General features: G+C 70.7%; 9 protein-coding genes and 2 rRNA genes. 5 read left to right on the forward strand and 6 right to left on the reverse strand.

The genetic code is table 11. The features are described 5' to 3' along the window. The 3 genes from AB0B98_RS32850 to AB0B98_RS32860 all read left to right on the forward strand — a co-directional run. Positions 1–466 (forward strand): 23S ribosomal RNA (locus AB0B98_RS32850); the annotation flags it as partial. 77 nt (positions 467–543) lie between these two features. Beyond that, a 5S ribosomal RNA gene (rrf, locus tag AB0B98_RS32855) occupies positions 544–660 on the forward strand. A gap of 119 nt (positions 661–779) precedes the next feature. Continuing rightward, positions 780–1337, forward strand: a complete 558-nt coding sequence (locus AB0B98_RS32860) for a GNAT family N-acetyltransferase (RefSeq protein WP_357367717.1) — start codon at positions 780–782, stop codon at positions 1335–1337. Positions 1338–1363: 26 nt separating this feature from the next. On the opposite strand, the gene AB0B98_RS32865 is transcribed toward AB0B98_RS32860, so the two are convergent. From AB0B98_RS32865 to AB0B98_RS32890, 6 genes are all read right to left on the reverse strand, one after another. Continuing rightward, complete coding sequence (locus AB0B98_RS32865; RefSeq protein ID WP_357367719.1) at positions 1364–3028, reverse strand: type IV secretory system conjugative DNA transfer family protein; 1665 nt, start codon at positions 3026–3028, stop codon at positions 1364–1366. A 1-nt stretch (position 3029) separates the two neighbouring features. Beyond that, positions 3030–4457 (reverse strand): ATP-binding protein, encoded by a 1428-nt coding sequence (locus AB0B98_RS32870; protein WP_053560161.1) that lies wholly within the window; start codon positions 4455–4457, stop codon positions 3030–3032. Positions 4458–4535: 78 nt separating this feature from the next. Beyond that, positions 4536–6086, reverse strand: a complete 1551-nt coding sequence (locus AB0B98_RS32875) for an SCO6880 family protein (protein WP_026237962.1) — start codon at positions 6084–6086, stop codon at positions 4536–4538. Further along, positions 6083–7459, reverse strand: coding sequence for a hypothetical protein (locus AB0B98_RS32880; RefSeq protein WP_357367721.1), 1377 nt, complete (start codon positions 7457–7459; stop codon positions 6083–6085). The genes AB0B98_RS32875 and AB0B98_RS32880 overlap by 4 nt, the downstream gene beginning before the upstream one ends. Beyond that, positions 7449–8321 (reverse strand): hypothetical protein, encoded by an 873-nt coding sequence (locus AB0B98_RS32885; protein WP_357367723.1) that lies wholly within the window; start codon positions 8319–8321, stop codon positions 7449–7451. Before AB0B98_RS32885 ends, AB0B98_RS32880 begins: the two co-directional genes overlap by 11 nt. A gap of 181 nt (positions 8322–8502) precedes the next feature. Then, complete coding sequence (locus AB0B98_RS32890) at positions 8503–8811, reverse strand: hypothetical protein (protein WP_018490423.1); 309 nt, start codon at positions 8809–8811, stop codon at positions 8503–8505. Positions 8812–9324: 513 nt separating this feature from the next. Here AB0B98_RS32890 and AB0B98_RS32895 point away from each other — a divergent pair. Both AB0B98_RS32895 and AB0B98_RS32900 read left to right on the forward strand, forming a co-directional pair. Continuing rightward, positions 9325–9840: a hypothetical protein gene (locus AB0B98_RS32895; RefSeq protein WP_357367725.1), complete on the forward strand. Its 516-nt coding sequence runs from the start codon at positions 9325–9327 to the stop codon at positions 9838–9840. Between the two features lie 14 nt (positions 9841–9854). Beyond that, positions 9855–10825, forward strand: a 971-nt coding sequence (locus AB0B98_RS32900; RefSeq protein WP_357367726.1) for a hypothetical protein, incomplete at its 3' end; no start/stop codon positions are given.

Raw genomic sequence — 10825 nt, forward strand, 5'->3', positions numbered from 1 at the left:
AGGTACCCCGGGGATAACAGGCTGATCTTCCCCAAGAGTCCATATCGACGGGATGGTTTGGCACCTCGATGTCGGCTCGTCGCATCCTGGGGCTGGAGTCGGTCCCAAGGGTTGGGCTGTTCGCCCATTAAAGCGGTACGCGAGCTGGGTTTAGAACGTCGTGAGACAGTTCGGTCCCTATCCGCTGTGCGCGTAGGAATATTGAGAAGGGCTGTCCCTAGTACGAGAGGACCGGGACGGACGAACCTCTGGTGTGCCAGTTGTTCTGCCAAGGGCATGGCTGGTTGGCTACGTTCGGAAAGGATAACCGCTGAAAGCATCTAAGCGGGAAGCCTGCTTCGAGATGAGTATTCCCACCCTCTTGAGGGGTTAAGGCTCCCAGTAGACGACTGGGTTGATAGGCCAGATGTGGAAGCCCTGTGAGGGGTGGAGCTGACTGGTACTAATAGGCCGAGGGCTTGTCCTCAGTTGCTCGCGTCCACTGTGTTAGTTCTGAAATAACGAACAGCCGTGATTTTGCCCGGTGTTCAAGTTTCATAGTGTTTCGGTGGTCATTGCGTTAGGGAAACGCCCGGTTACATTCCGAACCCGGAAGCTAAGCCTTTCAGCGCCGATGGTACTGCAGGGGGGACCCTGTGGGAGAGTAGGACGCCGCCGAACAATTTTTGTGGGAAAGCCCCGTACCGTATGGTGCGGGGCTTTTCTGCGTTTCAGGAGCGCGGCATGTGAGGCTCACTTACTCGGTTGAGGCGGGTGCGGGTCGGAGCGAGGATCGGGCCATGAAATACGTGATGCGTTCCGTGCGGGCCGATGAGTGGCCGCTTGCCAGGCGGCTGCGGCTGGAGGCCCTTCAGGACCCGGTGGCTCCCGTGGCGTTCCTGGATTCGTACGAGGCGGCGGTCGCGCGGCCGGATGCCTTCTGGCAGGACCGTACGGCGGCGGCTGCCGAGGGCGGGGACGTACGGCAGTTTGTTGCGGAGTCGCCCGAGGGGGAGTGGGTGGGCACGGTCACCGCGCTGGTCGAGCGGCCGGAGGACGATGTCCGCTTCGGGGAGGCTCCCGAGGTGGTCCAGGGGCATCTGGTGGGCGTCTTCGTCCGGCCCAGGGTGCGGGGGAGCGGGGTGGCCGACGCGTTGTTCCGGGTGGCCGTGGACTGGTGCTGGTCGCTGTCCGCGCCCCGGCTGGAGCGGGTGCGGCTGTATGTGCACGAGGACAACCCGCGGGCGGCGGCGTTCTACCGGCGGTTCGGGTTCGTACCGTCCGGGCAGCGGATGGCGGTCCCGGGCGACGCGGGCGCCTGGGAGCTGGAGTATGTGATGGAGCGTGAGCGGGGGTAGGGCTTCTCGGCTGTGGGCCGGGGCGCTCAGGCCGGGTGGCCCGAGCCGGGGGCGGGGGTGGGGGTGTGCAGGTGTTGTTGCCAGCGTGCCCGGCCCTGTTCGCGGGAGCGGAGGAGCGCGATCGTGGGCAGGCCCACGTCCTGGCCCTTCGCCAGTAGTTCGGGGAGCTGGGGGAGCGGGGCCACGGCGGCGACGTCGTCCAGGACCAGTGTCATTGGTGGGTCGAGCCGACCGTCGGATGACCGTGCGGCCATGCGGCGGCCGTGCTCGACCACGTGCGAGGCCAGCGCGGTGAGGAGGGGCATCGCGCCGGGGCGGGTGCGGGGATCCTCGATGGGTTCACCGACCACATAGAGCGTTCCCCCCTCGCGGGCAAAAGATGCCAGCGCGGCCGAATCCGATCGGTTTGCCGTGCAGGCCTCCCGGATGTGGACCGAGGAGAGGGCTGAGAAGGCCCGTACGTTCAACTCCTGGGCGACTTCACGCCGTTCCGGGTAGGCCGTGAGCGCGGACTCCAGCAGGCCGGCGAGTCCGGAGGCGGCCTTGGGGTGCGTACGGAGAAGGCGTACGGGTTCGTGGGCGGAGGCGCCCGAGGCCCAGCGGGCGACCTGGCGGAAGGGGCGGCCGTCCACCGCCGCGGCGTGCAGCCAGCACTGGAGGAGCGTCTGGGCGGTGTCGGCCACCGCCGCGTCGATCCTGGCCTGCGGGCGGACCGGGGCGAGGAGGGCGGCGGCGCGTACGGCGGCGGTGTCGGGATGCTCGCAGTCGGCGGTGGGCGGCCAGTGGAGGCGGGCCGGGGTGTCGCAGAGGTGGCCGGGGTCGTAGACGAGCACCGGGCCGAGCTTGGCGCGGGCGTCCTTCGTCTCGGCCCAGACCGTGGGGTCCGAGGTGACCACGAGGGCGGGGCCCTCGGCTTCCCGGACGGCCTGGACGACGGTGGGGCGCCGGTCGGGGGCGGGGGCGTAGACGAGGAGAGGTGTGCGGGGGGAGGGGAGCAGGAGGGCAGTTGGTGGGGGTGGCTGGGGTGGAGCCTCGGGGGTTGTCCGGCGTGTGTCCTGCTCGGCCGGGTGCGATGGTGATTGTGGTCGGGGTGGCGTTTCGGGGGAGTTGGTGAGTGGGGGCGGTGGGGTGAGCGGGTGCGGGGCCGGGGCCTCGTGCACGTTGTGGGGCACGTCGTTGGGCTGGTGGGACGCGTGGGGACTCTCGGGCGCGTGAGGGTTCTCGGGCTGGTGGGGTGTCCCGTGCGAGCCGTACAGGCGCTCCTCGCGGCGCCGTTCCCGTACCACCCGCCAACGGGCCACGGACCCCAGCACGAACACCGTCAGCACGACCAGCACCATCAGCTCGCCGATGAAGAGGCCCCAGAACAGGCCGTAGCCGGAGAGCTGGGACGGGGGTGTGTGGGGCCAGGCGGCCGCGAGGTCCTGTGGGGCCGTGGCCAGTTCGCGCAGAGCCAGGGGGGTTCGGGTGAAGGTGACGTTGTCCGGCCAGGAGCCGTGGGTGAAGAGGCCGGCCAGGCCGGTGGCCGTCCAGGCGAGCAGGGTCGCCGCGAAGAGGAAGCCGATCAGTCCGAGCAGCAGACCGTCGGGGATGCCCCCGCCGGATTCCTCCTGGCGGGGGCTGGGCCGGTGGGCCTGGTGGTGGCGGCCCCGCTCCGGGGTCGGACCCTGTGCTGCTGGTCTGCGTGCCATGTCAGGCCACCGTGGACCGGGACGATTCGTTCAGCCGCTGCTGGTTCTCGATCCGGGCCGCCCGCTGCTCCGTCTCCAGCTCCGCGGCGCGGAGGTCGTCGGGGAGCAGGTCGTCCGGGTCCGCGGCCGAGCCCTCGGTCATGGCGCGGTCGGTGAAGACGAGGGGGCGTTCGGCCTCGGTGATCAGGTGTTTGACGACTTGTACGTTGCCGTTGACGTCCCAGACCGCGATGCCGGGGGTGAGCGTCGGGATGATCTCGACGGCCCAGCGGGGCAGGCCGATGACCCGCCCGGTGGCTCTGGCCTCGTCCGTCTTCTGGGCGTAGATCGTGCGGGTGGAGGCCATCTTGAGGATGGCCGCCGCCTCCTTCGCCGCCGCTCCGTCCACGACGTCGCTGAGGTGGTGGACGACGGCGACGAACGAGAGGCCGAGCCGGCGTCCGAACTTCAGCAGGCGCTGGAAGAGCTGGGCGACGAAGGGCGAGTTGATGATGTGCCACGCCTCCTCGACCAGGAAGATGCGCTTCTTGCGGTCGGGCCGGATCCAGGTGTGCTCCAGCCAGACGCCGACGATTGCCATGAGGATCGGCATCGCGATCGAGTTGCGGTCGATGTGCGAGAGGTCGAAGACGATGAGCGGCGCGTCCAGGTCGATGCCGACGGTGGTGGGGCCGTCGAACATGCCGCGCAGGTCACCGTCGACGAGCCGGTCCAGGACGAGGGCGACGTCCAGGCCCCAGGCCCGTACATCGTCTATGTCGACGTTCATCGCCTCGGCCGACTCGGGCTTGGGGTGGCGGAGTTGCTCCACGATGTCCATCAGGACCGGCTGGCGTTCGGTGATGGTCGCGGTCACGTAGGCGTGGGCGACCTTCAGGGCGAAGCCGGACCGCTCGTCGAGCCCGTGGCCCATCGCGACTTCGATGATCGTACGGAGCAGGGCGAGCTGGCCGGTGGTGGTGATGGAGGGGTCGAGGGGATTGAGGCGGATGCCGCCGTTGAGGGCGGCGGTCGGGTCCAGGCGGATGGGGGTTATTCCCAGCTCCTGGGCGATGAGGTTCCATTCGCCGACGCCGTCCTCGCCCTGGGCGTCCAGGACGACGACTTGGCGGTCGCGGAAGCGGAGCTGGCGCAGGACGTAGGTCTTCTCCAGCGCCGACTTGCCGTTGCCGGACTCGCCGAGGACGAGCCAGTGGGGGGCGGGGAGCTGCTGCCCGTACAGCTGGAAGGGGTCGTAGATGTAGCCCTTGCCGCTGTAGACCTCGCGGCCGATGATCACGCCGGAGTCGCCGAGGCCGGGGGCGGCGGTGGGGAGGTAGACGGCCTGGGCCTGGCCCGTCGACGTACGGACGGGGAGCCGGGTCGTCTCCACCTTGCCGAAGAGGAAGGAGGTGAAGGCATCCGACAATGCGGACAGGGGGTCTCGCATGGCGTGGGCGCCCTCTCTTGTTGGGGTTCTTCCTGCGGGTGGGTGGCGGGGGTGACGGGACGGGACGTGGTGTCCGGGTCAGCGGCGGATGCCGGTGGCGAACGGGAGGGTGTTCACGAAGGCGCGGTGGTGCTCGCGGTCGCACCACTCCAGCTTGAGATACGACTTGCCGGCCGAGGCGCGGATCGTCCGCTTGTCGCGGGCGAGGGCCTCGGGGGAACGGGACGACACCGTGATGTACCCCACCAGGTTGACCCCGGCCGCACCGCTGGCGAGATCTTCACCCCGCTGGTCGAGCCGGCCGTGGGCGGCGATGTCGCGGGGGTCGACGGTGCGGTTCATCTTGGCCTGGCGGCTGGCCTCGGCGTCGTCGTTGGTCTTCTCGGTGAGCATGCGCTCGATGGCGACCTCGGTGGGTTCGAGGTCCATGCAGACGGCGACGGTACGGATGACGTCGGGGGTGTGGACGAGGAGCGGGGCGAGGAAGTTGACGCCGACGGGGGTCATCGGCCACTCCTTCACCCAGGCCGTGGCGTGGCACCAGGGGGCGCGGGTGGTGGACTCGCGGGTCTTGGCCTGGAGGAACGTGGGCTCGACCGCGTCCAGTTCGGCGGGCCAGGCGTTGCGCTTGGTCATCGCCTGGATGTGGTCGATGGGGTGGTCAGGGTCGTACATGGAGTGCACGAGGGAGGCCAGGCGGCTCTGGCCGAGCGGCTGGCGGACCCGGATGTCGGCCTCGGCGAGGCGGGCGCAGATGTCGGTCAGTTCGCGGGCCATGACGATGGCGAGTCCGGCGTCGCGGTCGAGCCGGCGGCCGCTGTGGGGGCGGGCGGCGCGGGCGATGGCGTTGGCCTCGGCGGCGAGTTCGCGGCTGTAGTGCATGCAGGCGACGAGGTAGGCGCGGTGCTGCTCGCTGGAGGTGGAGACCATGGACTGGAGCTGGTCGTAGGAGTCCTGGAGCCAGCCGGGGGCGTGCTTGTCGCCGCGCTGGGCGACGTCCTTGGCGTGGGCGTCGGGGTCGGCGGGGAGGGTGCGGGCGAGCATCTGGAGGCGGGTGACGAAGCCGTCGCCGTTGGCCACGTGCTTGAGGAGCGTGCCGAACCGGTCGACCAGGGCCTCCTGGTCCTCGCTGTCGCGGAGGCCGACGCCGGGGCCCTCGATCTCGATGGCGGCGGTGACGGTGCGCCGGTCGGCGTGGAGGAGTACGGCGATCTCGTCGGGGCCGAAGGGGGCGGCGAGCCAGCTGATGCGGCCGATGCCGGGGGGCGGGCCGATCTCGACCTCGCGACCGTCGGCGCGGACGCCCGCCTCCATGGCGCCGGAGCGGTAGGCGGTGCCGCGGCGCAGGGAGCGCTTGAAGCTGCGGTTGATCTCGAACCACTTGTAGAAGGTGCGGCCCTTGTACGGGACGTACACGACGGCGAGGGCGAGCATCGGGAAGCCGACGAGGCAGACGATGCGGAGGGAGAGGACGGGGACGAGGAGTCCGCTCATCATGCCGAGGAACGCGCCGGCGATGATCAGGGCGATCTCGCCGGACTCGCGGTTCTTGCCGACGATCGCGTTCGGCCGGGCGCGGCCGATGAGATACGTACGGCGGGGCGTCATCGTGTGGGACTGAGTCGTCAACGCCCTCCACCTCCTGTGCTCGAGTTACCTGTGCTGCCGGAGCCGCCTCCCCGGAAGGGGCGGCTGCTGTGGGGGGTCCCGGATGTGGGTGCGGACCCGCTGCGGGGCGAGGGTGCGGCGGAGGGGACAGATCCGCCGCCGACCCCGCCCCCGCCTCTTCCGGAGGTACGGGAGCTGTGTGCGGCGACGCCGCCGCTGGCCGGGTTGGCGGGGCGGGCGCCGCCTCCGCCTCCGCCGCCCTGCTCGGTGCGGCCGCTGTGGGTCTTGATGCCCTGGGAGACGAGGGCGGCGGGGGAGCTGATGAGGGCGGCGGCCTGGGCGCCGTCGGTGGCCTGCTTGCGGTTGGTGCGGGCGCCTTGGATCTCGTCGCCGAAGCCGGGGACGAAGCGGTAGATCATGGCGGAGGCGAAGATGGCGAGCAGGATGATGGCGAGGCCGGAGACGACGGCGGAGAAGGCGTCGGGGCCGTCGCCGGCGGAGAGCGCTCCGGCGAGTCCGAGGACGATGACGATGACCGGCTTCACCATGATCACCGCGATCATGATGCCGGCCCAGCGGCGGACGTGGCCCCACATGTTCTTGTCGACGAGACCGGCGTAGACGACGATGCCGAGCAGGGCGCCGACGTAGAGCAGGGCGGCGCGGATGACCAGCTCCAGCCAGAGGATGCCGGCGGCGACGATCGAGACGAGCGAGACGACGATCAGCATGATCGGTCCGCCGCCGATGTCGGTGCCCTTCTTTAGGGCCTCGGCGAACGAGCCGAAGAACACGTCGGTCTGGCCTCCGGTGGAGGAGGCGATGACGTCGGTGACCCCGTCGGTGGCGGAGACGATCGTGTAGAGGATCAGCGGGGTGAAGGCGGAGGCGAGGACGGTGAGCCAGAGGAAGCCGACGGCCTCGGAGATCGCGGTGGTGAGGGGGACGCCGCGGATGGCCCGCTTGGCCACGGCGAGGAGCCAGAGGACGAGGGTGAGGACGGTGGAGGCCGCGAAGATGACGGCGTACTGCTGGAGGAACTTGGGGTTCGTGAAGTCGACGTTGGCCGTGGACTCGACGGCCTCGCTCAGCTTCCCCACGATCCAGGCGGCGGCGTCGGCGCAGCCTTGGGCGAGGGAGGTGAGGGGGTCGGCGGGGTTGTCGATGTCGGTGGGGGCGCGGGTGCCGGCGCCTTCGCCGTTCTCGCAGTAGTCGCGGGCGGGGCCGTGGATCAGGTCGCAGGGGTCGTTGCTGGCGCTCGGGCTCGGAGTGGGGGTCGGCGTCGGGGTCGGATCAGCCGCTGCCGGAGTGGCGAGAGCGGCTACGGACACGGGCACCGCTGCCGCCAGCGTGGCGGCGAAGGAAGCGACGCGCAGGCGTGGGCTACCGGGCATAGGTGAATCCTCCGAACCCATTGACCGCGTCAGCGATCTCGTCGGCGCTGGAGGCCCGGGTGTCGCCGCCCACTGGTGCGGGGCCGTCCTTCTGGGAGTGGGTGACGGCCTTCCAGTCGCCCTCGATCCATGCCAGCTCCATGGTGATGGTGAACCAGCCGTCGGTCACCGGCTTGGTCGAACCCTCACCGGCGAGTCCAATGAGCCCGGTGCACCAGACCTCGACGGTGGCCTCGTCCGCGGTGGCCTTGGTCACTTTGGTGCCGAGCGGCGCGGTGCGGGAGATGAAGGTGAAGCCCTCGGGGGTGGAGCCGTCTTCGTTGAGGCCGACGTTCTTGTAGAAGCCGGCGGAGTACGCCTTGTCGAGGGTGTCGCGGAACCGGCTGACCGAGGCGGGCGCGATGACGGCGTCGAGGATCTCGTCGCGCTTGGCCTTGTCGAACATCTCCGCGGAGCCCAGTGCCACCGCGTAGTTCGCCGCCGCGCTCTGGGCGCCCTGTTCGTCGTGGGCGAAGCCGGAGGCGATGGTGCCGTTCTTGCCCTGGACCGGCTTGGTGCCGGTGGGGGCGGTCGGGGCCGAGCCCGCGGAGCCGGAGCTCTTCGCGCCCGGGGAGGCGTTGTCGTCGTTGCTCGTGCCGCCCCGGTTGGCGAAGGCGATCGCGGCGATGAGGAGGACCACCACGCCGGTGATCGTGACGAGGGAGCGCGAGTTGCGGACGGGCCGGCGGGCGTGCGGGTGGCCCGCGTCGCCGTCCGGGAGGCGCGTACGGGTCTGGCGGGTGCCGCCGAGGGTGCTGTACGGATCGTCCGCGCGCCCGCCCTGGTCCATGCCGCGATAGTCGTGCTCGTCGCCGGGACTCATGCCGCGTTCGCTCCCTCGGTCGTGTGCGGTTCCGCGCATGACGACGGTAGCTGTGCTGGTTGCCGCGTGAGCGCGGTGGAGTGACTCGACATCAGGGAGACGCAACCTCAGCCGGTGGGCACGACGGACGGATGGTGGGGAGCGGGCGGGGACGGCCCGGTGCGGTCTGGCCGACGGTGGGTCAGACAGCCATTCCGTACACGATGGTGAAGAGCGTGCCGAGCGAACCGATGATGAAGACGCCGGTCAGACCCGCCACGATCAGGCCCTTGCCCTGCTCCGCGCTGAACGTGTCGCGCAGCGCCGTCGCCCCGATGCGCTGCTTCGCCGCGCCCCAGATCGCGATGCCGAGGCAGAGCAGGATGGCGATCGCCATCACCACCTCGATCATGATGCGCGCTTCGTTGCCCAGCGAGCCGAACGGACCCCAGTTGGGGGCGATTCCGCCGATGATGGTGGTGATGTCGCCCTTCTCTGCTGCCAGGATCATGTAAGTCACCGCCCCTGTTGGGTAGTTAGCTTCTCCGCGCCCGTGTGGCACGGGTCGCCTTCTATCTTCGCTGATGAAACCGCGCTCGCACGACGCCTTCCCGGTCTCTTTACCCGGATCTCGCACGTTCGACCGACATGGCCGCCCTGACCTGCGACGCGTCCCGGTATTCACATGCATATGCCTGGTCACTCTGTGTATCACGCGGTGTGACCGCGAGCAACGACGGTGGCCATGGGTTCCCGGTGCGGTTGCAGCGTTCGTGGGGCACGGGGTGTTCGGATGCGCCGTTCGAGGGCGGTCGGTGCGCCGGTGAGCCGGGGCGATGCGCCGTCAGGGAGGGCGGGTGCAGGGGGTGCTGGGGCTGTCGCGTCCATCGTCCGGGTGAATCCCCTGTCCGAGCGGGGCGGCGAGGAGCCCCCGTGATCACGGCCTGTCCGTGCCTGTGTCCGTCTCTTCGCCGTGTGGGTGGGCGGCATGTCGGCGATGCCGTGTTTGGGACAGTGCCGCTCCGTGATCGAGGAAGGGGCGAGTGGCATGGGCGGGCTGGGGCCGGTGGGGCGGGCAGGGCAGTTGGGCGGTGAGCGGCCGTGGTGGTGGGGCGAGCCGCGTGGTGGGGAGGAGGGGGCTGGGGGAGGTCGCGGTGGTGGCGACCTTGAGCACAGTGACGGGCCGTGGTTGCGGGCTGCCGGGGATACGGAGGGGCTGGTGGCGCACCTCGGTCCGGTGCGGGCCGAGTTGGGGCGGGCGCACGCGGGCCTGATGGCCGGGGCCGGGGAGCTGTCGGCGCTCGCCGAGCTGGGTGCCGTACGGGCGTCGTGGGAGCGGCGGATCGAGACCGCCCGCGACGAGTGCCGGAGCCTGGCCGGGAAGCTGCGGGCGGTGGCCGTCACCCAGTCCGCGGTGAACGAGACCGTCAAGGGGGCGTTCGACGGGGTGAGGGTCGCGGGTGGAGGCGCAGGGGCGGGGCCCGTTGCTGAGGCCGGGGCGGGTGTCGGCTCTGGTTCTGGTCGGGGTGAGGAACGGTGAGCGGGGTGGGTGGGGTGAGTGGAGCCGGTGGTGCGGGCGGGCTGGGGGTGGCGTTGACGTGGGCGCAGTTACGTGAGGTGAAGTGCGCCGAGCTGGAGGAGGCGGCCGAGGGGTGGGGCCGGGTCAGTAACCGTGCCGATGCCGCCCGGGACCGTATCGACACCCGGGTCGTCAACGGCCTGGGCCGGACGCAGAAGGGTGAGGCGGTACGGGCGGCGGTCGGGCGGCTGCGGCGGCTGTCGGAGAACTTCCAGTACGTCTATACGGAGTGCGGGCTGCTCCGGACCACGCTGAACAGCCTGGCCCATGAGCTGAAGGCCCAGCAGCGGGTGCTCCAGGGGGCGCTCGACGACGCGGCGGCCCTGAAGTTCACGGTGCACCCGGACGGTTCGGTGACGTACCCGGCGGCGGGCGAGGGTCTGGCCGACGGGAGGCCGTTGGCGGGCGGCAGGGCGTCCGGCGTGCCCAACCCGGGCCTGGCCGGCCCCTCCGGGCTCGTCGCGCCCAACCCGAACGCCGCCCCGGCCCAGGACATCGCGGACCGGGTGGCCCGGGCCGTGCGGACGGCGGCCGACGTGGACTGGCGGTACGCGAGGATCCTCCGGGCGCTGAAGGCGGAGGGCGGCCTGGGCGTGGGGACGGCGACCTGGACGGATGCGGCGGGCGACGCGGCCGCGGTGCGGGAGGCGGCGAACGGGTACCTGGAGCGGGGCATCCCGACGGACGCGTCCCCGGCCGAGCGCAAGGCGTGGTGGGCGGGGCTGACGGACGGTCAGCGCGAGGAGTACCTCGCGGTGTACCCGGACCTCATCGGCAACCTGGACGGGATTCCGGCTCTGGTCCGGGACGCGGCGAACCGGGACAACCTCCAGCTGCTGATGGGAGAGCTGGCCTCGTGGTGGTGGTCCGCTCGGAGATCGAGCGGGACCGCAACCGACTGGACGCGGAGATCGTGGTCGGCGGCCGGCTCGGCCCCTGCGAGGCC

The sequence above is a fragment of the Micromonospora sp. NPDC048947 genome (assembly GCF_040649495.1).
GTDB classification, from domain to species: Bacteria; Actinomycetota; Actinomycetes; order Mycobacteriales; family Micromonosporaceae; genus Micromonospora; species Micromonospora alfalfae.

What these genes read in the sequence shown, in the direction of transcription:
- AB0B98_RS32870 (WP_053560161.1), bottom strand. Translation starts at nt 4,457, where the DNA reads ATGCGAGACCCCCTGTCCGCATTGTCGGATGCCTTCACCTCCTTCCTC.
- AB0B98_RS32865 (WP_357367719.1), bottom strand. Translation starts at nt 3,028, where the DNA reads ATGGCACGCAGACCAGCAGCACAGGGTCCGACCCCGGAGCGGGGCCGC.
- AB0B98_RS32880 (WP_357367721.1), bottom strand. Translation starts at nt 7,459, where the DNA reads ATGCCCGGTAGCCCACGCCTGCGCGTCGCTTCCTTCGCCGCCACGCTG.
- AB0B98_RS32860 (WP_357367717.1), top strand. Translation starts at nt 780, where the DNA reads ATGAAATACGTGATGCGTTCCGTGCGGGCCGATGAGTGGCCGCTTGCC.
- AB0B98_RS32885 (WP_357367723.1), bottom strand. Translation starts at nt 8,321, where the DNA reads ATGAGTCCCGGCGACGAGCACGACTATCGCGGCATGGACCAGGGCGGG.
- AB0B98_RS32890 (WP_018490423.1), bottom strand. Translation starts at nt 8,811, where the DNA reads ATGATCCTGGCAGCAGAGAAGGGCGACATCACCACCATCATCGGCGGA.